Genomic DNA, 22224 nt, shown 5'->3' on the forward strand with positions numbered 1-22224 from the left:
TAATGGGTAGTGGACCATCTGGCGGACCCTGGCGAACCCTGGCGAATAGTCACTCAGCAACTGACAGGGGGTTAGTGTCAAGTCAGCCGAGAACCTGGGGGCTTGACGTGACCGGAGAACCCAACACCCGCCTTTCTGATCTGTTCGGCCTGGCCGGATGGTCCAAGGGGGAGCTAGCGAGAATGGTGAACCGGCAGGCGGCGGCCATGGGCCACCTCCAGCTGGCCACCGATACCTCGCGGGTCAGGCGCTGGATCGACATGGGGGAGTCCCCCCGAGATCCCGTGCCTGAAGTGCTGGCAGCTCTGTTCACCGAGCGGCTCGGCCGTGTCGTGACCATCGAGGACCTCGGGTTCGGCCGGCGCGGGCGTGTGGGGAAACGGCAAAACACCGGGACGGAGAAGAATCCCGACGGATTGCCGTGGGCGCCCGAACGGACGGCAGCGGTCCTCACCGAATTCACGGGAATGGACCTCATGCTCAACCGACGCGGCTTGGTGAGCGCGGGCGCCGCGCTCGCCGCTGGCTCAGCCATCACCGGCGCCATGTACGACTGGCTGCATTCCGACCCCGCCCCGGCGGCCAAGGCATCCGGCCTCAACGACCCCATGTACGCCGACGCGGCCGGCTTCGACCGGTACGAGGCCGCCCCCATCGGATCCGAGGAGATCGAGGCCCTCGAGCGCTCGGTCGAGGTGTTCCGTGCCTGGGACGCCTCACGCGGCGGAGGACTTCAGCGCAAGGCCGTCGTGGGCCAGCTCAACGAGGTGGGCGGCATGCTCGCCTACCACCACCCCGACCATCTGCAGCGCCGCCTGTGGGGCGTCGCCGCCAACCTCGCGGTCCTCGCGGGCTGGATGTCCCACGACGTCGGCCTCGAACCCACCGCCCAGAAGTACTTCGTCATCGCCGCCCATGCGGCGCGCGAGGGCGGTGACCGGCCGAGGGCCGGCGAGGCGCTCTCCCGTGCGGCACGCCAGATGGTTCATCTGGGCCGTCCGGACGATGCCCTGGACCTGATGAAGCTCGCCAAGTCCGGTTCGGGGGAGGAGACCCTGCCCCGTACGCGGGCGATGCTGTACACCATCGAGGCCTGGGCCCAGGCGTCCATGGGGCGCGGGCAGGCCATGCGGCGCACTCTGGGCGAGGCCGAGGAGCTCTTCGTCTCGGACAAGGGTGATGTGCCGCCCCCGAGCTGGATGCAGATGTTCGACGAGGCGGACATGCACGGCATGCAGGCCCTGGCGTTCCGTACGCTCGCGGAGCACGATCCGGCTGCGGCAGGCACGGCCCAGCGCCACGCCAAGCAGGCGCTCGAGCTCCGTATCAACGGTCGTCAGCGGTCGAAGATCTTCGACTACATCTCGCTGGCGTCGGCCTGCTTCATCGCCGACGACCCCGAGCAGGCCGACCGGTACGCACGGCTCGCCCTGGTGTCGATGGGGGAGACCTCCTCGCACCGCACGTGGGACCGCCTGCGCGAGATGTACCGGCTCACCGGTCAGTTCGCGGGGTACGCCAAGATCGAGGACCTTCGCGAGGAGATCGAACTCGCACTGCCCCAGAGCACGTTCACCAAGAGGCCGAGAGGCTCACAGATCTGATCCGGGGCGTCGTCGACCGGCGCCGTGCCGTCGTCCGGCCCCTGCCGGAGCAGTCGAATCAGCACATCCACAGGTGGTACGCCGTCCTGCGATTCCTCACGCCCCGACGCGGGCCACCAACACACATGCGTCGTCGAGCCGTTCGGTTCCGCCGAACTCCTCGACGACAGTCCTTACGCAGTCCTGCGCCGTGCGGGCCTGTGCGAACCGAGGGGCCAGGCCCAGCAGTGCGTCCGGGCCGGCACTCCGGTCCCTCTGCCGTGTCAGCCCGTCGGTGTGCAGCATCAGCACATCGCCGGGAAGCAGGGTCACTTGGTCCTGTTCGTACGAGACGGCGGATGCCGCGCCGAGCAGCACGCCGTCCGGCGTCGGCAGAGGACGCCCCACTCCGTTGCGGAAGAGCAGCGGCGCGGGGTGACCTGCCTGCGCCCAGGCCAGCGTGCCTGTCGCCGGGTCGTAGCGGCAGCACACGGCGCTGCCCAGAACGGGCTGAACCGAGGATTCGATCAACTGGTTCAGATGGCCCATCACGGCTCCCGGCTCGATGCCGGCCATCGCCATTCCGCGCAGGGCGCCCAGCAGCATCGCCATGGCCGAGGTGGCCGGGATCCCGTGGCCCGTCAGGTCACCGACGGTGAGCAGCGTCCTGCCGTCAGGGAGCTGCAGCGCGTCGTACCAGTCGCCGCCGATCAGGTTGCTCGACTCCGACGGAAGGTAGTGGGCGGCGGTGTCCAGGGCGCCGGGGCCCCGGCCGGGGGTGGAGAGCGATCCGCGCCAGGGCGGCAGCACGGCCTCCTGGAGTTCCACGGCCATCCGGTGCTCGGTCCGCGCGATCTGCTGTCCGCGCCGCAGCGAGTCCCGCGTCCGGCTCATGAGGTGCTGACTGCGCCGGAGCCTGCTGACATCGCGGAGGACCGCCCACATGGAGGCGGTGCAGCCGTCGGCGTCGAGAACGGGTTCGCCCATCATGTGAACCGTGCGCATCCGGCCGTCGGGCAGCAGAATCCGGAATTCGCCGTCTATCGGCCTGCCGTCGACCAGGCAGTCGGTGACCATCGACATCAGCAGGGGCTGGTCCTCGGCGAGGACCAGCGAAGGCAGTTCGTCCAGGGACAGCGGCCCGGACTCAGGAGACCTGGCGAAGATCTGGTACAGCTCGTCCGACCAGCTGACCTCGTCGGTGAGCAGATCCCATTCGGCGCTGCCCACCCTGCTGAGGATCGAGCCGGTCCGCGGTAGGTCCGTCGTGTCCCCGGTGGTCACCCCGGCGGGTTCGTCGTCCGCCTGTTCCGGAATGCCGTCCTTGAGCTGTCCCAGGTGCTCGCCGAGGTCGTCGAGCTGGTGGACGGCAAGATCGCAGAGCGCGCGCTGCCAGCGCACCTGGGGGTCGTCCTCCTCGATGACCGAGGTGTCCCGCCGCACGGCGTCCACGTCTCCGCGCAGCCGTCGGGTCCGGCTGATCAAGGCCTCGACGGCATCTCGCTCGGGCGGCTGGGGGGCGGGGCGGTCCGCGAACGTATGGGACGGCATCTCGTACTCCGATACAGGCATGGCACGGCCGGTTCATGGGGGTGGACCGAACACGACTGTTGCACAGGCCGAGGGAGCCCGTAAGGGATTTGGCAACACTCGATACGTTGTTGCTTCCGGCATATGCCGTCGGCCGGGTGAAGTGGTGGCTCGCCGAACACCCTTGCCTTTACGCGGGTGTTGACGCAAGTCGTCGGGCGTGAGCGGCTGTGCGTACGCCCGCGCGCGGGGCTGTTGCGCGGCGCGCCACTGCGGGGATCAGGGCATATGTGTGCTCCGGGAGCCGGTGGATCAGCGATGCCGTTCCGGTCCGGGATCCTGCCCGGGGTCCGGGTGGAGGAGGTGCCGGCAGTGGTGGCCGGGGCGACGGACGGGCGCGTGTCGGACATATGTTCCGCAGGCCGGATCGGCCCCCGGGAATGCCGGTGGGCCTGCTCGCGTTACCCCACCAGAACGAAAACGATACCCATTCCCATCACGGGGAGGGGGTCGGTGTCCCGTCTGGAGGTGCCCATGGCACGTAGTGAGGTCAGGCCCGTCGTCACCCTCCGGTCAACGGCCGGAACCGGCCACAGCTATGTGACGCGCAAGAACCGCCGCAACAGCCCCGACCGGCTCGAGCTGCGCAAATACGACCCGGCCGCAGGAGCGCACGTCCTCTTCCGTGAGGTCCGCTGACCGCTCCCGCCGCCCGGCAGGACTCTTGTCACCCCTTGTGAGGAAGGAACGCCCATGAAGTCCAGCATCCATCCCGTATCCCGTCCCGTGGTCTTCCGTGACATCGCTGCCGGAACGGCTTTCCTGACGCGCTCGACCGTGGATGCCGAGCAGCGCGTGGAGTGGGAGGACGGCAACACGTATCCGGTCATCGACGTGGAGACCTCGTCGGCCAGCCATCCCTTCTACACCGGTACTCGCCAGGTGCTGGACACGGCCGGTCGCATCGAACAGTTCCGACGCCGCTACGGCACGGCCGCAGTCGCCAGGGGCTGACATCGTCCCTGGTGGGCATGGTGTGGATCACATGCGCGGCTGCCGATTCCCGGGAACGGCCCTCGGTGGTTTATCGTTCATATAGTGGGACCGAGCGGGCCGCGCCCGCACGCGGCGACCGAGCTTCGCACCCCGCACACAAGCCGCCCCGGCTGGATTCCCCCGATCCGGCCGGGGCTCCTTTTTTTGCGCCCGGCGCCGCGAGCGGTCGGCCGTCAGCGCGCGGCACGGGTTCACATCGTCTCGTTGAGGTCCGTCGCGTAGTGCTCGATGGCGGCCCGGTACCTCTGCACACTGGAGCTGTCACTCGTCTCCGCGACGAGGCGCAGCAGAATCCGCATGGCTTCGTGGTGCTCGCCGGTGTTGAACAGCGCCATGGAGAGGAACGTCCGCAGCGCGCCGTCGTCCGGGAACTCCGCCACACCGCGGCGCAGCGTCTCGACGGCCTGCCCGAACCTGCCCAGCACCCGGTAGGTGCTCCCGAGTCCGAGCAGCGCGCCCCGGCGGTCCTCCTCGCGCAGGGCGTCACCCTGGAGACAGCGCTCGTAGTACGGAACGGCCTCGGCCTCCAGGCCGAGCACATCGTGGACCCAGGCGGTGTGGTAGGCCACATCCACGGCATCGGGATAGTCGGCGGTGAGGGAGAGCAGGCGTTCCCTGGCCTGCTCGGGGTGGCCCTGTTCACGCAGCCGCACGGCCTGCGCCAGCAGCTCGTTCTTGTCCGGTGCGCTCATGCCTACATCGTCGCACCCGACTCCGGGTGTGGCTGCCAGGGTTGGGGGCATCCGTTCCGCCATGACTGTAGAGGCGGATCGTAGTACACAACATAGAAGCTGGGGCCGTCTTGCGCTGCGCGTGCTGGTGCTCGTCGCGGCATTTCTGAGCCTTGTGGCGTTCTCGGTCGTCCTGGCGAAGGTGACGCTGACACCGTCACCGGCTTCCGAGGGCATCGTGACATCGAACCTGCAGCCGGGGCGGTCGCTTCGGCAGTACGCGCAGGACTACACCTTCCTCGCCGCCTGCAAACAGGCGGGAGGCAACCTGCTGCTCGGCGCGCCCTTCGGTGTTCTGCTGCCGATCCTGGTGCCACGGCGGCTGCGGATGATCCGGATGGTCCTGCTGACCGTCCTGGTCATGGCGGTCGTCGAACTCACGCAGGGGGCGCTCGTCGCCGGGCGCGCCTTCGACATCGACGACGTGATCCTCAACACGAGCGGCGCTCTGCTCGGTTACGCGCTGGTGGGGCGGCGGATCAGCCACCGCTACCACGCCCTTTCCGACGCGCCGCCCGCAAAGGACACGGCGCGGACGAAGACCACGAAGAAGGCCGCCGACCGGACCGGCGTCAAGAGCAGGACAAGCGTCAAGAGCAAGGTCGGTATCAGGAGCAAGGCCGACATCAAGAGCAAGGCCGGTGCCGGCAGCAAGGCCGGTACCAGGACGAAGGCCGGTGCCGGTGTGAAGCAGGGTGCCAGGAACAGGTCCGGGGCCAAGGCGGGGTCCGCCAAGGCCTCTTCCGGCCGGAGCGCGTCCGCGTCGACTGCCCGCGGACGCGCCCTCATCGGCCGGATGTGGAGTCGTCGGCCGGGCCCGGGCGGGGGAGCGTCCGGAGCCGGCCGGCGTGGAGCCTAGAGCGCCGGGTGGGCGTTCTTCATGAGCTCCTGGAACTGCGCGGAGAACCACTTGCCGGAAAGTGGCGCGTCGGGCAGTGCCCCTGACGGGTTGTTGCCGTTGCGGACGTTACCCCCGTAGGTCGGGTCGCACATCCGGTCGAAGCCCTTGCCCTCCTCGTTCGGGATCTCCTTGCTGGCCCCGTCCGACTCCCCCGGCGGCTTCATCCAGACGTACGCGTCGATCCCGGCCGCGGGGGCGGCCTTCGGCCGTTCGCCGAGACCGGCTCCGGCCTGGTTGCACCAGTTGCCCAGGTGGATGCGCCGGTCGTACCGGCCGCCGTCCACATAGGTGTCGACGCTGGTCGTGGCACCCGGACCGGTCGGCCGGTTCGCGCCGCCCCAGCCGTTGCGCGAGGTGTCGATCAGCATGCCGATGTCGGAGTTGAAGCCGACCGAGACCAGCTTCTGGCGGAAGGCCTGAGCGTAGGACTGCTCGTCCGTGTAGCGGTTCCAGTCGACCCACTTCGACTGACGCACGGACGTGCCGTTGACGGAGTCGTCGATGGAGAAGTGGTCCTCCGTCGTCGCGCCGTAGTTGGCCGTGTTGGTGATGAAGCCGTGTACGTCGTTGACGGTCGCGCCCTCGGTCGTCGCCGCCACCTTGAAGATGTCGGCGGTCGCGCCGAAGTTGTCGTCCCAGCCGATCCAGCCGTGGTGCCCCGCGTCGATGTAGTTGTAGACGTTGGGCGCGTCGCCGAGCTTGTTCAGCGCGTAGCCGACGCCCTTCTGGTAGTTGCCGTTGGCCTTCATCACGTCGCAGGCAGGCGTCGCGGTGGGGCGGCCGCCGGCATTGGTGACGAGGTTCGGCAGCGAGTCGATCTCGACGGTGGTGACGATCCGCAGACCCGCGTACTTCGCGTCGCCGAGGATCGCCGCGATCGGGTCGATGTACTCGGTCTTGTACCGGTCGATCTCGGTGGGGCCGAGCTCACCGTTGGAGGCGAGCGCCGAGCAGTCACGCCCGGGCAGGTTGTAGATGACGAGCTGGACGACGAGTTCGCCGGAGCCCTTCTGCGTCAGGGCCGCGTCCAGATGGTCGCGCAGGCCCATTCCGCCGTTGGCGCCCTCGATCGCGGCGATCCGGTCGAGCCAGACACCCGTCGGCTGGTTGGACACCCGGGTGCCACCCGGCTCCGCGGCGGCCTTGGCCGACCACTCCGGGTTCACGTAGACCTTGGCGCCCTCGTACGGGTTGTTGGCACGGCTGCCCGCCGGAGGGTCGGTGGGCGGATCCGTCGGGTCCGGCGGGTCGGTCGGGCCCGTGGCGCCGTTGCAGGCGACGCCGTTCAGCTTGAAGGTCGCGGGAACGGCGCTGTTTCCGTTGCCCGTGGCGTTGAAGCCGAAGGAGGCGGAGGCTCCGGAGGCGAGTGTGCCGTTGTAGGAGAGGTTCTTGGCGGTGACGGCAGCACCGCTCTGCGTCACGGTGGCGTTCCAGCCCTGGCTTACCTTCTCGCCGCCGGCGAAGGACCATTCGAGCTGCCAGGTGGAGATGGCGTCACCCGTGTTCGTCACGCTCACGGCGGCCGTGAGTCCGCCGTTCCACTGGTTCTGGATCTTGTAGTCGACGGTGCATCCCGCCGCCGCGGCGGCCGAGGCCCCGAAGGGTGCTGCCGCGGCGGCGGAGCCGGCGGCTGCGGCGACAAGTGCTCCCGCCGCTATCAGTGCTGTTCGTGATCGGCGCAGGGTGGTGCGGCTCGTGCGGCTCATACGAATTCCGTTTCCTCAACTGTCGAGGGCGCGCAGATGGTCGCGCAGCCCGATTCCGTACGGGGTGGGGGTACCGTCGTAGTCGCTGATCAAGGAGGGGCCCGTGGAGCAGTCCCAGGTGTTCCAGGCCCCTCCGAGGTAGGAGAGTCCGCGGTCGTCGAACCACCGCATGACCCGGTCGGCAAAGCCGTGGGAGCAGGTGTTCTCGCCGATCTCGCTTGCGGCGAGGGGGACTTCGGAGGCGACCGGTGCGAGCGTGGAGTTCCAGCAGTCCTCGTTCGCGCAGAGGTTGGAGTTGTAGACATGTCAGGCCGCGGCGAGATGGCCCGCCGGGTCCTGGAGCCGGTGCTGGAGCCATTGGCCCGGGTCGTCGGAGTAGGCGGGTCCGCCGGCCAGGATCAGGTTCCGGGGTCTGAGGACCGAGGTGACCGATGACCAGAAGTCCGTGGCGTAACGGGAGTTGTTGTCCAGGCCCAGCCGGCTCTCCTTGTTCGATGAGATTTGGACGGTGTTGGCGTTCCAGCCGGCGATGGCCTGCATGGAAGCGTCGTCGACCGGGCCGTCGAAGATGCCGCGGCCCTGCACGCACATGAATGCGCCGCCGGAGCGGTTGACGCCGAGGATGCGGCGGGTCGCGCCGTTCTCGTCGACGAGCTGGTTGCCGGAGACCTTCAGCAGGGGCGGTTCTCCGGCAGGGGCAGGCGGTTCGGCCGGATCGGTGGGATCGGTCGGATCCAGGTCGGGATCCGCATTGCGGAGCGTGCCGTTGAGCCTGAACGCACCGGGCGTGGACCCGGCCCCCGCACCGGTCGCCAGGAGGCCGGCGGTGACGCCCGCGCCGTTCGCGAGCGTTCCGTTCCAGCTCTCGCTCGCCCAACCACCACTTGCTGCAACCAGGTTGGTGAGCGTGACGGAACCCTGGAAGCCGCCGTGTCACTGACTCACAGTGCTGTGTTCCACCGTGTACGCGGGGGCGGATCCGGAGGCCGTCACCATGGGTGCGGCAACCATGCCGGCCGTGGCGAGCACTGCTCCGAGGAGCAGCCTGAACAGGTGCGATAAGTGCGGGGGGTGTCGCATGAGCGACTCCTTGCAGATCGGGCGTGCCCCCTACGGCACGTCGACTGATGGAACCGCTCCCACTGGTGTGGCTTGACGTTAGAGCGTCAAGTGGTGTCGGTCAACACACCTGTTCTCATCTCTTGCTATCGAAATAATTCGACTCTTCAAGTCTCTTGACTCTCTTTTTCCTCGTCTCCATGCTGGGAGCGCTCCCACTGGTTCAAGGCTTGTGTTCAACCCCGCTTGCCCCCCATGTCGCCGAGCCGCGAGGAGGAACCCGCGCATGCCATCGGGAAGCGCACGAAGAGCATGGTTACCAAGAAGATCCGCCAGAACCGGAGTCGGATCAAGACGGTTGTGGACGGCATTCGTCGTCGCACTCGCTCTCCCACTGGGCATGACCGCCGCTGCCAACACCCCGGCCCAGGCCGCGGCCGTCGAGTGCAGTGTCGACTACAAGGCCAATGACTGGGGATCCGGCTTCAGCGCCGAACTCACCGTCACCAACCGGGGCTCCGCCGCGATCAACGGCTGGACCCTGAGTTACGCCTACACGGGCAACCAGCAGCTCACCAACGGCTGGAACGGCACCTGGTCCCAGTCCGGAAAGACCGTCACGGTCAAGAACGCCGCCTGGAACGGTGGCATCGCCGCCGGGGCCGCGGTCACCACGGGCGCACAGTTCAGCTACAGCGGCACCAACACCGCCCCGACCGCCTTCTCCGTCAACGGCACGGTCTGCGCAGGCGCCCACCAGGCGCCGATCACCGTTCTCACCTCTCCGGCGGCGGGCGCCGTCTTCACCGCCGGCGACTCCGTACCACTGGCCGCCACGGCGGCTGCGGCGGACGGGGCGGGGATCAGCAAGGTCGAGTTCTACGACAACACGACGCTGCTCGGCACCGACACCACGTCGCCGTACACCTACAGCGCCGCGGGTCTGTCCGCCGGGAGCCATTCGGTCTTCGCGAGGGCGTACGACAGTCTCGGAGCCTCGGCGGAGTCGACGCCTGCGGGCATCACCGTCGTCTCGGGCCCGGCAGTTGTCGCCACGCCCGCCCAACTGGGCGTCCAGCAGGGCAAGTCGGGGACGTTCAACGTGGCGCTCTCCACCGCGCCGACGGCTGCGGTCACCGTCACGGTGGCCAGGACCGCAGGCAACTCCGGTCTCGCCGTCACCGCCGGAGCGAGCCTCAGCTTCACTCCGTCGAACTGGTCCACGGCCCAGAAGGTGACCGTTTCCGCCGACGCCTCCGGTACGGGAGCCGCGACCTTCACCGTGACGGCCCCCGGCCACAGCAAGGCCGAGGTCACCGTCACCCAGCTGGCCGCGGCGAAGGAGTACGACGCACGCTTCCTCGAGCTGTACGGGAAGATCACCGACCCGGCGAACGGCTACTTCTCGCCGGAAGGCATTCCCTACCACTCCGTCGAGACACTGATCGTCGAGGCTCCCGACCAGGGGCACGAGACGACGTCGGAGGCCTACAGCTATCTGATCTGGCTGCAGGCGATGTACGGGAAGCTCACCGGGGACTGGACGAAGTTCAACGGTGCGTGGGCGACCATGGAGAAGTACATGATCCCCACGCATGCCGACCAGCCCACGAACTCCTTCTACAACGCCTCGAAGCCCGCCACCTACGCGCCCGAGCACGACACCCCGAACGAGTACCCGGCGGTCCTCGACGGATCTGCGGCCTCCGGATCGGACCCGATCGCAGCGGAGCTGAAGAGCGCGTACGGCACCGACGACATCTACGGCATGCACTGGATCCAGGACGTCGACAACGTCTACGGATACGGCAACACGCCCGGGGGGAAGTGCTCGGCCGGTCCCACCGAGACCGGACCGTCGTACATCAACACCTTCCAGCGCGGACCGCAGGAGTCGGTCTGGGAGACCGTCACCCACCCGACCTGTGACAACTTCAACTACGGCGGCGACAACGGCTATCTGGACCTCTTCACCGGAGACGCCTCCTACGCCAAGCAGTGGAAGTTCACCAACGCCCCGGACGCGGACGCCCGTGCCGTGCAGGCCGCCTACTGGGCCGATGTCTGGGCCAAGGAGCAGGGCAAGGCGAGCGAGGTCGCGGCGACCGTCGGCAAGGCGGCGAAGATGGGTGACTATCTGCGCTACTCGATGTTCGACAAGTACTTCAAGAAGGTCGGCAACTGCGTCGGTCCGACCGCCTGCCCGGCCGGAAGCGGCAAGGACAGCGCGCACTACCTGATGTCCTGGTACTACGCCTGGGGCGGTGCCACCGACACCTCGGCGGGCTGGTCCTGGCGCATCGGATCCAGCCACGCCCACGGCGGATACCAGAACCCGATGGCGGCCTACGCCCTGAGTGCGTCGGCCGACCTCAAGCCCAAGTCGGCGACAGGACAGCAGGACTGGGCCAAGAGCCTGGACCGGCAGCTGGACTTCTACCAGTGGCTCCAGTCGGACGAGGGTGCCATCGCGGGCGGCGCGACCAACAGCTGGAAGGGCAGCTACGCCCAGCCGCCGGCCGGTACGCCGACCTTCTACGGCATGTACTACGACGAGAAGCCCGTCTACCACGACCCGCCGTCCAACCAGTGGTTCGGCTTCCAGGCGTGGTCGATGGAACGCGTCGCCGAGTACTACCACGAGTCGGGCGACGCCCAGGCCAAGGCCGTGCTCGACAAGTGGGTCGACTGGGCCCTGTCCGAGACGACCATCAACCCGGACGGTACCTACCTCATGCCGTCCACCCTCAAGTGGTCGGGCGCGCCCGACACCTGGAACGCGTCGAGTCCCGGTGCCAACGACAGTCTTCATGTCACGGTCGCCGACTACACCAACGACGTCGGGGTGGCAGGTGCCTACGCCAGGACCCTGACCTACTACGCCGCCAAGTCCGGTGACACCGAGGCGAAGGCAACCGCCGAGGCGCTGCTCGACGGCATGTGGGGCCACTACCAGGACGACGCAGGTGTGGCGGTGCCGGAGACCCGGGCCGACTACAACCGGTTCGACGACCCGGTGTACGTCCCCAGCGGCTGGACGGGCGCCATGCCCAACGGCGACACCGTCGACAACGACTCGACCTTCCTCTCCATCCGTTCCTTCTACGAGGACGACCCGAACTGGCCCAAGGTGCAGGCATATCTGGACGGCGGAGCAGCGCCGGTCTTCACCTACCACCGGTTCTGGGCACAGGCCGACATCGCACTGGCTCTGGGGGCGTATGCCGACCTGCTGGAGTGAGTGACCCGGCACCATGAGGGTCCCGGCCGTCGGCCGTCCAGCCGACGGCCGGGATCACGCCCACCCGGGAAAGTGCCCCGTGTAGTTCTCGGCGAACTCCGCCGCCGCATGCGGCGAGTCCGCGATTCTGTGCAGCTGCGCGAGCTGGAGGCGGGTCTCGAAAGCGCTCTGCGCCGGATCGGTGTGGAGCGTCGTCGTCATGAAGTACGAGAAGTGCTCGGCCCGCCACACCCGTCGCAGGCACGTCTCGGAGTAGGCGTCGAGCAGCTCGGAGGAGCCGGTCCGTTCCAGATGGGCGAACGCGCCGGCGAGGACCACGACATCGGCGGCGGCGAGGTTCAGCCCCTTCGCACCGGTGGGCGGCACGATGTGCGCCGCGTCCCCGGCGAGGAACACCCGGCCGTGGCTCATGGGCTCGGTGACCTGACTGCGCATCGGCAGCACGGACTTGGCCGTGATGGGCCCCCGCTCCAGCTTCCGGCTGCCGGCCGACGCCAGCCGGACGTCGAGCTCGTCCCAGATCCTGTCGTCGGACCAGGCGGCGGGATCCTCCCCGTTCGGCACCTGGAGGTACAGCCGGCTCACGGAAGGCGAACGCATGCTCGCCAGCGCGAAGCCACGCGGTGAGTGCGCATAGATCAACTCGTCGTACACCGGGGGCGCATCGGCGAGGATGCCCAGCCAGGAGTAGGGATAGGTCCGGGAGTACGACCGCAGGACGCCTTCGGGGACCGACCGACGGGTCACACCGTGGAATCCGTCGCAGCCGACCACGTAGTCGCACTCCAGCGACCGCTCGGCGCCCCCGTGCCGGTAGCCGATCACCGGCCGGTCCGTGTCCGCACCCGACACCGAGACCGCCTCCGCCTCGAACAGCAGCGGTGGGCCCTCGGCGAGCTGCAGGGCGATCAGATCCTTGACGACCTCCGTCTGCGCGTACACCCACACCCGGCTGCCACCCGTCAGCGAGGGGAAGTCCACGCGATGGGACCGTCCGTCGAAGCGCAGCTCGATGCCGTCGTGCGCGATGCCCTCCCGGTCCAGACGTGCACCGGCCCCGCTCGCACGCAGGGCGTCGACCGCACTCTGTTCCAGGATCCCGGCCCGCTGACGCTGCTCGGCATAGGAGCGGTCACGGCTTTCCAGGACGACGCAGTCGATGCCGCGCCCGTGCAGCAGCCGGGCCAGGAGCAGGCCCGCCGGGCCCGCCCCCACTATGCCGACACGGGTACGACGGGGGAGGGGCGAGGCGGTGTCCACAGATGTCTTCCCTTCACGAACGGGTTCGGTGCCGCTCACGGACGAAGACTGGCCGCTGAGGCGGAGGACGACAAGAGTGGCGGTCGGCGCGCGGACCGCCGGCCGGTGAGGCGGCGGGTCCCGGCGGCACCCGTTCGGTCCCCGGCCGATTGCCGGGCAGGCGCCACGCGACCAGCGTGGGACCGAGGCCGTACGTGCCGACGCCGTACGGATCACCGGCCGAGGAGAAGCGACATGGCTGACGGACAGTGGAGCCCGGGGCGGACGGCAGGGCACCCGGAGGAATTCCTGCCCGTCCTGGACATCACCGAGCCGACGCGCCAGCGCCGGCTCACCGTTCTGCTGCGACTGCTCCTGCTGATTCCGCACTTCATCGTGCTGTTCTTCCTGCACATCGCCGCCGTGCTCACCGTGATCGTCGGCTGGTTCGCCGCTCTGGTCCTGGGGAGGCTGCCCGAACCGGTCTTCCGCTTTCTCGCGGGATACCTCGGCTACCGCACGCGGGTGGCCGCCTCCGAGATGCTGCTGGTCGACCGGTACCCGCCGTTCGCCCTTGTCCCGCCGACCGACTACCCCGTACAGATCGAGGTACGGCCCACCGACCTGAACCGCCTCGCCGTGTTCTTCCGGCTGCTCCTGATGATCCCGGCCGCCGTCGTCCAGAGCCTCGCCATGTCCGGCTGGTGGGCGCTGTCCTTCATCTGGTGGCTGATCACACTGATCCTGGGCCGGATGCCCCGGCCCCTCATGGAAGCGACAGCGGCGGTCGTGCGCTTCCACATGCGCTTCGGTGCCTACGCCCTGATGCTCACCCCGGCCTACCCGAAGGGCCTCTTCGGCGACGAGGACCTCTCCGTCGGCCAGCGGTACGCGCGCACGCTCACCAGACCGCTGATCATGAGCGGGGCGGGCAAGGCCCTCGTGGTTCTCTTCCTCGTCCTCGGGATCATCGGCGGCATCACGGCATCGTTCACCACTCCGGACGACGGCGACAGCAACGACTACGGCCTGCACCCGCAGCAGACCGCGCGGGACGTCCCCCGACAGGCGTGATCACGGCATGACCCGACCGCCCGTACAGGAATTGGCGTAGTCGTGGAGCCGGATGGACTGAAAGCGCCGGACCGGGTCACACGGAAGGTATGACGTCCACAGACGTAAGGACAGACAGCGCCCGCCGCCCCGCCCGCAGGCGCGGGTGCCTGACAGCAGCCGGCCTGTGTGCCGCAGCGGTCGTCCTGCTGCTCCTGGGCACCAGGCTCAGCCTGCTGCCCGGGCTGGGTGACATCTTCGGCGAGGAGACCACGGACCGGTCGGGCCCCGCGGTCCTCAAGTCGATCCAGGACATGAGCGCGTACGAGGCTGCCTCCGGCAACTTCCAGGTCGTCGTCGACCTGGAGAAGGACGCCAAGTTCCTGCCGGACGCCGTACGCGGCACCCGGACCCTCTACGTGGGCGCGGGCACCGTCGGCGCCTTCGTGGACCTCGGCAAGGTCACGGAGAACGGGGTCGTCGTGAACGAGGACCGCACCACGGCAGAACTCCGGCTGCCGCACGCGGTGCTGGGCAAGCCCGCACTGGATCCGGACCGCTCCTACGCCGTGTCCAAACAGCGAGGACTTCTCGACCGGCTCGGCGACTTCTTCTCCGACAACCCCGGAAGCGAGCAGGCGGTCAACAAGCTGGCCGCCAAGCACATCGGCGCAGCGGCCAAGGAGAGCGGGCTCACCCAGCGGGCGGAGAAGAACACCACCTCCATGCTGCAGGGGCTGCTCGGCTCACTCGGATTCGAAACGGTCACCGTGCGCTATATCGACTCGCCCGCCTGACCCGCCCGCCCGAGTCGTCCCCCGGCCCGCAGCCGTGACCGCGGCTGCGGCATACTCAACAAAGTGACCAGTCACATTGTTGAGCAAGGAGAGTCGGGGAGATGGCCATGACTGCTGCCGAAACCACGGAGCGCTTCCGAACCGCCGTCGAGAAGAGTGATATCGCGGCACTGGACGATCTGTTCACCGAGAACGTCCGCTTCTTCAGCCCGGTGAAGTTCACCCCCTTCGAGGGCAAGGCGATGGTGCTCGGTCTCTTCGGCGTGCTCCTGCGCACGTTCGAGGACTTCCGCTACATCGGACAGTTCGAGGGCGAGGCGCTGACCAACGCGGACGACGTGCAGGTCCCCTCGGAGATCCTGCTCTTCAAGGCGTCCGTGAGCGGCAAGGAGATTCACGGGATCGACCTGCTCCAGTTCGACGAGGAGGGCAGGATCAAGGAGTTCACCGTGATGGTCCGTCCGCTGTCCGCCGTCCAGACGCTGAGCGCGGCGGTTCTCGCTGGACTCGTGGCCGACGGGCTCGTACCGGATCCGGCCGGCAGCTGAGGGACCGGGGCCCCGGCACCGGATCCGGTGCCGGGGCCCCGGCCGCACGGAATGAACAGGTTTGCCGGAACAGCAAGATCTCTTGCCCGACGTGCGTCCGCGCCGAATGATCGTGACGCAGGACGACACCGGGATCCACAGGAGGACACATGCCGCAGCCCGCCCGCTCGCCCGAGCCCTCCAGCTCCGTTCCCGGGGCGGCACACCGGCTGGTGGACGTCCCCGGCGGCCGGATCCATCTGATCGAACAGGGCGCCGGACCACTCGTCCTCCTGGTCCACGGTTTCCCGGAGACGTCGTACTCCTGGCGCCACCAGCTGCCGGCCATCGCCGCGGCGGGCTACCGCGCGGTCGCCATCGACGTACGCGGCTACGGACGCTCGTCGGCCCCCGCGCCCGTGGACGCCTACCGGATGACGGCCCACGTCGCCGACAACGTCGCAGTCGTACACGCACTGGGCGAGAAGACGGCCACGGTCATCGGCCACGACTGGGGTTCGCCCATCGCCGCGAACAGCGCGCTGCTGCGCCCCGACGTGTTCACCGCCGCGGGGCTGCTCAGCGTCCCCTACGCCCCACGGAGCGAAGTGCGGCCCACCGACGGTTTCGCCCGCATCGGCGGGGACGACGAGTTCTACGTCAGCTACTTCCAGGAGCCCGGCCGGGCCGAGGCGGAGATCGAGCCCGACGTACGGGGGTGGCTCGCCGGGTTCTACGCCGCACTCTCCGCGGACACCATGCCACCGCCCAGCAGGGACAGCGTCTTCTTCGTGCCCCCGGGCGCACGACTGCGCGACCGCTTCCCGGCCGATCGGCTCCCGTCGTGGCTCACGGAGGCCGACCTCGACGTGTACAGCGGCGAATTCGAGAGGACCGGCCTGACCGGGGCACTCAACCGCTACCGGAACGTCTACCGCGACTGGGAGGACCTGGCGGCCTGGGACGGAGCACGGCTCACCCAGCCCTCGCTCTTCATCGGCGGAGCACTCGACGCCTCCACCACCTGGATGGCCGAGGCCATCGCGGCGTACCCCACCACGCTTCCGGGCCTGGTCTGCTCGCACATCCTGGACGGGTGCGGACACTGGATCCAGCAGGAACGCGCCACCGAGGTCAGCGCTCTGCTGACGCAGTGGCTGCACTCCGTCCACGCCTGACGGACGCCGAACGGGCCCGCCCGGCCGTGGGACGCGTCAGCAGACCGGGCCGGGCGAGGCGGCGGTGGCCGTGAGCAGATCCCGTACGAGGTCGAAGTCGATGCGCTCCGGCGTGCGGAAGCGAAGGCACCCCTTGCCCATGTCCTGACCTGCCAGCCGGGCCTCGAACGCCTCTCGGACGTCGCCGCGCAGCAGGTAGAAGGAGATGTACTGCTTCTGGCTCGCGAAGCTGATCTCGAGGGTTCCGTTCCGCTCGTAGCCCGGCATGCCGTACGCCATCACTTCGGTGAACCCGTCGAGTTCGTCCCTGCACAGCTCACGCAGCCGGGTCAGGGCCGGCCGGCGCTCCGGCTGGAGCTCGGCCAGGTACTGATCCACATCCACCGCGTCGCTCTGTGCCATACGGACATGCTAATTCCGTTCCGGCTCACCCCGCGGCGCCGGTCAGGTCGTCCCACGGGGCTCCGGCCGCGTGTCGAAGTCCGGGCCCCGCGGACACACCGGCCATGGTGGTCATATGAACAGTGCAGGCATTCTCGCCGATGCGTTCGAGCGCATCCATGAAACGGTGCACGCCGCGGTCGAGGGTCTCTCACCCGACGACCTCAACGCCCGGCTGGATCAGGGCGCGAACTCGATCGCCTGGCTCGTGTGGCACCTCACGCGCATCCAGGACGACCACGTCGCCGACGCCGCAGGGGCCGAGCAGGTCTGGTTCTCCGAGGACTGGGCCTCCCGCTTCGAACTGCCCTTCGCCAAGGGGTCGACCGGGTACGGCCACAGCAGCGCGCAGGTGGCCTCCGTGCAGGTGGCGTCGGCGGACCTGCTCCTCGGCTACTACGACGCCGTGCACGAGGGGACCCTGGCCTTCGTCCGCAGTCTCGACGACGGGGCCCTGGACCGCGTCGTGGACGAGTCCTGGTCGCCGCCGGTGACCCTCGGCGTGCGGCTGGTCAGCGTCGTCGCGGACGATCTGCAGCACGCAGGTCAGGCGGCGTTCGTACGCGGCTCGCTGGAGCGCGGGTAGGGGCCTTCGCCAACTGCGGCCACGGTGCGCGCGTAGCGTCCCGGGCTCGTGCCGACCACGCGCTTGAAGTGCCGCGAGAAGTGGGACTGGTCGTAGAAGCCCACCGACGTGGCCACGTCGGGCGAACGCATCCCGCCGAGCAGCAGGCGCCGGGCCAGGTCCACGCGTCGCCCCGTCAGGTACTGGTGCGGGGCCATGGCGAACTCCTTGCTGAACGCCCTCACCAGATGGGTGTGATGGGCGTGCAGCAGCTCCGCCGCCTCCGCCAGCGTCACTCCTTCCACGAAGCGCGCATCGAGCAGATCACGCAGCTCGTGCGCGATCCGGCGGTCGTGAGGTGACGGGGGTGCGCCGAGCTGCCCGCGCAGGTGCTGGGCCAGGCGTTCGGAGACGAGCGCGAGACGGCTCTGGGCCTCCAGTTCGTCACCGGGCCGCTCGAGCGTCCGGTGCAGCTGGTGGATGCGGCGCCGCAGGGACGGATCGTGCAGCACGGGGCGGTCGACGGCCCGGCCGATGAGGCCGGCTTCGATCTGCGCGGTGTTGAGGTACAGGACGCGCTTGCGGAATCCCGCGGGGGTCGCGGCGCCACCGTTGTGCGGGATGTGCGGGGGCAGCAGCGTCACCACCGAGCTGCGTGCCCCGTGCTCGTGGCGCTCCAGGTCGTAGCGGACCATGCCTTCGTCGACGATGAGCAGCGTCCACGCGTCGTGCGTGTGCATGGGGTAGGCGTGGTCGGCGAAGCGGGCGTGGAAGACCTCGTCGATTCCCTCGACGCGCGGCCGCCATGCGGTGATGTCCGGAGGGGCAGCCATGGGGAAAGCGTACAAGTCCGGTCCGGCCCGCCGGCCGTGCAAAGTTCGTACAAGACGGCAGCGGCCGGGCTTGGCAGGCTCCTCGGCATGACCGATGACAGCGCACCCGTACGTTTCGACACCAAGATCGCCGTCCTGCTCCGTGACGACCTGCAGACCTGGCAGCGCCTCAACGTCACAGCGTTCCTCGTCAGTGGCTTGGGCACGGCGGCACCGGAGGTGATCGGCGAACCGTACGCCGACGCCGACGGCACTCCGTACCTGCCCATGTTCCGGCAGCCCGTTCTCGTGTTCGCCGGTTCGAAGGAGTTGCTGACGACGGCGCACACCCGGGCGGTCGGGCGGGGCGTGACCACGGCCGTGTTCACGTCCGACCTCTTCGCGACCGGCCACGACGAGGCCAACCGGGCCGCCGTCCGGGCCGTGAAGCGGGATGCGATGGACCTTGTCGGACTGGCCGTCCACGGGCCCCGCAACGCGGTGGACAAGATCCTCAAGGGCGCCTCGATGCACTCCTGATCGGCCCGGCGGCCAGGCACCCCACTGTCACCGAACGGATACACACTGGCACACCTGTGCGACTCGCGCTCTGCGGTGTCATACTCGAAATCAGTCCGCTAGACAGGCTTGTCACTGTCCCGAAAGGCGACGCGTCATGAACTGGGCATCGTGGACTACCTGCGGTGTCTTCGCGGGATCCGGCGGAGTTCGCACCGAAGAGGTAGGCGTCGTGAGCGGTGATCTGACCGTACACACGACATGGTCCGACGGGCAGGCAGAGGTGGCCGTGCAGTACAGCGGCGCCTCGGACTGGTTCACGCTGGTTGGCAGTCCTGTGCCGTGCCCCTCCGAAGAAGCCAGCCGATACTTCCATCAGCAGATCGTCGAGGCGGTACGCGCCGGAGACGGAGCGACGGTTCCGGTTTCGGGCGCCGCGGAGTGATCCGCGCCGCTCACCGCTCCCCGAAGCGTCGTACGAACCGGCGCTGCCAGGGAGTCTCCACAGCCCCCGGGTGATAGTGCCGGCGGACGAAGGCGACCGCCTCGTCCGCCGGCACTCCGTCGAGGACCGCCAGACAGGCAAGGGCGGTACCGGTCCGTCCCCGGCCACCTCCGCAGGCGACTTCCACCCGGTCCGCAGCCGCTCGCTGCCATACCTCGGCGAGCACGCTCCGGGCCTCTTCCCGGTCCGCGGGAAGCCGGAAGTCGGGCCAGCGCAGCCACCGCGACTCCCAGGCCTCCGGAGGCGGTCGCCTGCCGAGCAGATGGACCGCGAAGGTGGGCTCGGGACCATCGGGAAGCGGGCGCCGCAGCCCGCGGCCGCGGACCAGCCGCCCCGAGGGAAGGGCGATCACGCCCGTACCTTCCGGATCCCACATCTCCGTCACGATCACGCCTTCGCGTCGAGGTCCTGCGCCAGCAGGGCAGCCAGTTCCTCGACTGCCTCCTGTGCCCCCGCACCGGCGGCGGACAGCACCAGCGTATCGCCGTGCCGGGCCGCCAGGGCGAGCACCGAGAGCATGCTGCGAGCGTCGACCGGATCACTGCCGTCGCGTGCGACGGTCACCCTGACCGGCTGGCGCGTGGCCGTCTGGACGAACAGCGAGGCCGGACGGGCGTGCAGGCCGCCGCGGGAGCCGACGGAGACGGTGCGCTGGTACATGGATTCCCTCCTGAGGGACGAATCGGTCTACAGGTTCCGGTACGGGTGAGCTGTCAGGCAGCCACGGGGATCTTGGGCCGGTCCGCCGTCGGCGCGGCCTCCTCCGGGCTGCGCCGCATGCCCTTGAGGGTGACGACCAGAGTGGTGGCCACCGCCGTCCCCGCTGCGATCGCCAGCAGGTAGAGGAACGGCTGGCCGATCAGGGGGACGACGAAGACACCGCCGTGCGGGGCGCGGAGCGTGCAGCCGAACGCCATCGACAGCGCCCCGGTGACGGCCCCGCCGGCCATCACCGACGGGATCACCCGCAAGGGATCGGCCGCGGCGAACGGGATCGCACCCTCGCTGATGAAGGAGGCGCCGAGGACCCATGCGGCCCTGCCGTTCTCCTGCTCGGCCCGGGTGAACAGCCTGCGGCGTACGGTGGTGGCGAGTGCCATGGCCAGCGGCGGCACCATGCCGGCCGCCATCACCGCGGCCATCACCTTGAGGCTGCCGGGCGTCGGATCGGCCAGGCCGCCGACCGCGAAGGCGTACGCCACCTTGTTGAGCGGGCCGCCCATGTCGAAGCACATCATCAGGCCGAGGACGACGCCCAGGATGACGGCGTTGGAGCCCGAGAGGCCGTTCAGCCAGTCCGTGAGGGCCTGCTGGAGCGAGGCGATCGGCTTCCCGACCACGATGAACATCAGGAACCCGACCGCCACGGATGCGATCAGGGGGATCACCAGCACCGGCATGATGCCCCGCAGGGTGCGGTGGACCTTCATCCGCTGGATCGCCATCACGACGGCACCGGCGAGGAGCCCGGCGACCAGACCGCCCAGGAAGCCCGCGTCGACCGTGAGCGCGATGGCGCCGCCGACGAAACCGGGGACGAGCGCAGGCCGGTCCGCCATCCCGTACGCGATGTACCCGGCCAGCACGGGAACCAGGAAGCCGAACGCGGCGGTGCCGATCTGGTTGAGCAGGGCGGCCCAGCTGTCGGCCTCGCCCCAGACGAAGTGGTCGGCGACCGAAGCGGCGTTCGCGATCTCGTAGCCGCCGATCGCGAACGACAGGGCGATGAGGAGCCCGCCGGCCGCGACGAACGGAACCATGTAACTGACCCCGGACATCAGGTAGGTCCGCAGCCGGACACCGACGTGGGCGGAAGCCCCGTGGGAGGCGCCGGTGCCGTCCGTACCCGCTGCGTCCTCGGCCGCGTCGGACGTGCCGCTGACCTCGCCGCGGCCGGCCTTGCGCCGGGCCTCGGCGATGAGTTCGGCGGGCCGGTTGATCCCGGCCTTCACCCCGACGTCGACAACCGGCTTGCCGCCGAACCGCGCCTTCTCGCGCACTTCGACGTCATGTGCCCAGATGACCGCGTCCGCCGCGGCGATGACGGCCGGGTCCAGCCGCTCGAACCCGGCGGAGCCCTGCGTCTCGACACTGAGGACGACACCGTCGGCGAGCGCGGCGGCCTCCAGCGACTCGGCGGCCATGTACGTGTGCGCGATACCGGTGGGGCAGGACGTGACGGCGACGATCCGGAACGGCTCCTCCTGCTCGTCACCGGGCGCTGCCCCCGCGCCGGACGGTTCCGGGACGCCGTGCCCCGCGTCTCCCGCGTGCCCCGCGTCTGTCGCGTCCGCGGGGAGCCGTTCGCCGCGGATCAGAGCGGCTGCCGCGCCAGGATCCCGCTCGGCACGCAGCGCGCCGGTGAAATCGGGGTCCGTCAGCCGTCGTGCCAGGCCCGACAGGATGGTGAGGTGGTCCTCGTCCGCACCGGCCGGCGCTGCTATGAGGAAGACCAGATCCGCAGGACCGTCAGCGGCGCCGAAGTCGATGCCCCGCGCACTGCGGCCGAAGGCCAGCGAAGGCTCGGTGACGTGCTCACTGCGACAGTGCGGAATGCCGATGCCGCCGTCCAGACCGGTCGGCATCTGGGCCTCACGGGCCGCCACGTCGGCAAGAAAGCCGTCCAGGTCGCTCACGCGGCCGGCTGCCACCATCCGTTCGGCCAGTGAACGGGCGGCGGCACTCTTCGTCTCGGCGGACAGATCGAGGTCGACCAGTTCCGCGGTGATCAGCTCACTCATCGCGGGGCTCCTTGCTCGTGGACCGCCCTGTGGACGGCTC

General features: G+C 69.1%; 22 protein-coding genes and 1 pseudogene. 12 read left to right on the forward strand and 11 right to left on the reverse strand.

Features of this window, described 5'->3' with window-relative positions; translation table 11 throughout:
- Nucleotides 1–107 precede the first annotated feature (107 nt).
- Nucleotides 108–1604 carry a DNA-binding protein NsdB gene (locus tag OG257_RS35860; RefSeq protein ID WP_329214431.1) on the forward strand — a complete coding sequence of 499 codons (1497 nt, stop codon included), beginning with the start codon at nucleotides 108–110 and terminating at the stop codon, nucleotides 1602–1604.
- Nucleotides 1605–1700: 96 nt separating this feature from the next.
- Here the strand turns inward: OG257_RS35860 and OG257_RS35865 are convergent, their stop codons facing one another.
- Nucleotides 1701–3134 (reverse strand): PP2C family protein-serine/threonine phosphatase, encoded by a 1434-nt coding sequence (locus tag OG257_RS35865; RefSeq protein WP_329215523.1) that lies wholly within the window; start codon nucleotides 3132–3134, stop codon nucleotides 1701–1703.
- Nucleotides 3135–3647: 513 nt separating this feature from the next.
- On the opposite strand from OG257_RS35865, the gene rpmG reads away from it, so the two are divergent.
- Together rpmG and OG257_RS35875 are read left to right on the forward strand one after the other, a co-directional pair.
- A complete protein-coding gene (gene rpmG, locus OG257_RS35870) occupies nucleotides 3648–3812 on the forward strand; it encodes a 50S ribosomal protein L33 (RefSeq protein WP_329214432.1) in 165 nt (54 codons plus the stop codon).
- Nucleotides 3813–3866: 54 nt separating this feature from the next.
- On the forward strand, nucleotides 3867–4127 hold the full coding sequence (locus OG257_RS35875; RefSeq protein WP_329214434.1) for a type B 50S ribosomal protein L31: 261 nt from the start codon (nucleotides 3867–3869) through the stop codon (nucleotides 4125–4127).
- A gap of 233 nt (nucleotides 4128–4360) precedes the next feature.
- Here OG257_RS35875 and OG257_RS35880 read toward each other — a convergent pair whose 3' ends face one another.
- On the reverse strand, nucleotides 4361–4861 hold the full coding sequence (locus OG257_RS35880) for a tetratricopeptide repeat protein (protein ID WP_329214436.1): 501 nt from the start codon (nucleotides 4859–4861) through the stop codon (nucleotides 4361–4363).
- A gap of 61 nt (nucleotides 4862–4922) precedes the next feature.
- Between OG257_RS35880 and OG257_RS35885 the strand changes: the two genes are divergently transcribed.
- Entirely contained in the window at nucleotides 4923–5759 is an 837-nt protein-coding gene (locus OG257_RS35885; protein WP_329214439.1) for a VanZ family protein, read from the forward strand.
- On the opposite strand, the gene OG257_RS35890 is transcribed toward OG257_RS35885, so the two are convergent.
- The 3 genes and pseudogenes from OG257_RS35890 to OG257_RS37295 form a co-directional block, all read right to left on the reverse strand.
- On the reverse strand, nucleotides 5756–7507 hold the full coding sequence (locus OG257_RS35890; RefSeq protein ID WP_329214441.1) for a glycoside hydrolase family 6 protein: 1752 nt from the start codon (nucleotides 7505–7507) through the stop codon (nucleotides 5756–5758). The genes OG257_RS35885 and OG257_RS35890 overlap by 4 nt on opposite strands.
- A gap of 15 nt (nucleotides 7508–7522) precedes the next feature.
- A pseudogene (locus OG257_RS35895) lies at nucleotides 7523–8380 on the reverse strand (hypothetical protein); the annotation flags it as partial.
- 60 nt (nucleotides 8381–8440) lie between these two features.
- Complete coding sequence (locus OG257_RS37295) at nucleotides 8441–8587, reverse strand: hypothetical protein (protein WP_443054532.1); 147 nt, start codon at nucleotides 8585–8587, stop codon at nucleotides 8441–8443.
- A gap of 379 nt (nucleotides 8588–8966) precedes the next feature.
- Between OG257_RS37295 and OG257_RS35900 the strand changes: the two genes are divergently transcribed.
- Entirely contained in the window at nucleotides 8967–11807 is a 2841-nt protein-coding gene (locus tag OG257_RS35900) for a glycoside hydrolase family 48 protein (RefSeq protein ID WP_329214443.1), read from the forward strand.
- 54 nt (nucleotides 11808–11861) lie between these two features.
- On the opposite strand, the gene OG257_RS35905 is transcribed toward OG257_RS35900, so the two are convergent.
- Entirely contained in the window at nucleotides 11862–13067 is a 1206-nt protein-coding gene (locus tag OG257_RS35905; protein WP_329214445.1) for a 4-hydroxybenzoate 3-monooxygenase, read from the reverse strand.
- Between the two features lie 234 nt (nucleotides 13068–13301).
- On the opposite strand from OG257_RS35905, the gene OG257_RS35910 reads away from it, so the two are divergent.
- From OG257_RS35910 to OG257_RS35925, 4 genes are all read left to right on the forward strand, one after another.
- Nucleotides 13302–14120, forward strand: a complete 819-nt coding sequence (locus OG257_RS35910; protein WP_329214447.1) for a DUF4389 domain-containing protein — start codon at nucleotides 13302–13304, stop codon at nucleotides 14118–14120.
- A gap of 89 nt (nucleotides 14121–14209) precedes the next feature.
- Nucleotides 14210–14896 (forward strand): DUF4230 domain-containing protein, encoded by a 687-nt coding sequence (locus OG257_RS35915; RefSeq protein WP_329214449.1) that lies wholly within the window; start codon nucleotides 14210–14212, stop codon nucleotides 14894–14896.
- A gap of 107 nt (nucleotides 14897–15003) precedes the next feature.
- On the forward strand, nucleotides 15004–15444 hold the full coding sequence (locus OG257_RS35920; protein ID WP_329214451.1) for a nuclear transport factor 2 family protein: 441 nt from the start codon (nucleotides 15004–15006) through the stop codon (nucleotides 15442–15444).
- 149 nt (nucleotides 15445–15593) lie between these two features.
- Nucleotides 15594–16601, forward strand: a complete 1008-nt coding sequence (locus tag OG257_RS35925) for an alpha/beta fold hydrolase (protein WP_329214453.1) — start codon at nucleotides 15594–15596, stop codon at nucleotides 16599–16601.
- Nucleotides 16602–16637: 36 nt separating this feature from the next.
- On the opposite strand, the gene OG257_RS35930 is transcribed toward OG257_RS35925, so the two are convergent.
- A complete protein-coding gene (locus OG257_RS35930; protein WP_329214455.1) occupies nucleotides 16638–17003 on the reverse strand; it encodes an iron chaperone in 366 nt (121 codons plus the stop codon).
- A 115-nt stretch (nucleotides 17004–17118) separates the two neighbouring features.
- Between OG257_RS35930 and OG257_RS35935 the strand changes: the two genes are divergently transcribed.
- On the forward strand, nucleotides 17119–17628 hold the full coding sequence (locus OG257_RS35935) for a mycothiol transferase (protein WP_329214457.1): 510 nt from the start codon (nucleotides 17119–17121) through the stop codon (nucleotides 17626–17628).
- On the opposite strand, the gene OG257_RS35940 is transcribed toward OG257_RS35935, so the two are convergent.
- Nucleotides 17589–18440 (reverse strand): helix-turn-helix domain-containing protein, encoded by an 852-nt coding sequence (locus OG257_RS35940; protein WP_329214459.1) that lies wholly within the window; start codon nucleotides 18438–18440, stop codon nucleotides 17589–17591. The genes OG257_RS35935 and OG257_RS35940 overlap by 40 nt on opposite strands.
- Before the next feature lie 87 nt (nucleotides 18441–18527).
- On the opposite strand from OG257_RS35940, the gene OG257_RS35945 reads away from it, so the two are divergent.
- Both OG257_RS35945 and OG257_RS35950 read left to right on the forward strand, forming a co-directional pair.
- A complete protein-coding gene (locus OG257_RS35945) occupies nucleotides 18528–18959 on the forward strand; it encodes a DUF2000 domain-containing protein (RefSeq protein ID WP_329214461.1) in 432 nt (143 codons plus the stop codon).
- Between the two features lie 136 nt (nucleotides 18960–19095).
- Nucleotides 19096–19383, forward strand: coding sequence for a hypothetical protein (locus tag OG257_RS35950; protein ID WP_329214463.1), 288 nt, complete (start codon nucleotides 19096–19098; stop codon nucleotides 19381–19383).
- A gap of 10 nt (nucleotides 19384–19393) precedes the next feature.
- On the opposite strand, the gene OG257_RS35955 is transcribed toward OG257_RS35950, so the two are convergent.
- The 3 genes from OG257_RS35955 to OG257_RS35965 are packed head-to-tail and all read right to left on the reverse strand — an operon-like array spanning nucleotide 19394 to nucleotide 22184.
- On the reverse strand, nucleotides 19394–19819 hold the full coding sequence (locus OG257_RS35955; RefSeq protein WP_329215524.1) for a protein-tyrosine phosphatase family protein: 426 nt from the start codon (nucleotides 19817–19819) through the stop codon (nucleotides 19394–19396).
- An 11-nt stretch (nucleotides 19820–19830) separates the two neighbouring features.
- Entirely contained in the window at nucleotides 19831–20103 is a 273-nt protein-coding gene (locus tag OG257_RS35960; protein WP_329214465.1) for an HPr family phosphocarrier protein, read from the reverse strand.
- A gap of 53 nt (nucleotides 20104–20156) precedes the next feature.
- Nucleotides 20157–22184 (reverse strand): PTS fructose transporter subunit IIABC, encoded by a 2028-nt coding sequence (locus tag OG257_RS35965; RefSeq protein WP_329214467.1) that lies wholly within the window; start codon nucleotides 22182–22184, stop codon nucleotides 20157–20159.
- Nucleotides 22185–22224: the final 40 nt, after the last annotated feature.

The sequence above is a fragment of the Streptomyces sp. NBC_00683 genome, from assembly GCF_036226745.1.
GTDB lineage: Bacteria > Actinomycetota > Actinomycetes > Streptomycetales > Streptomycetaceae > Streptomyces.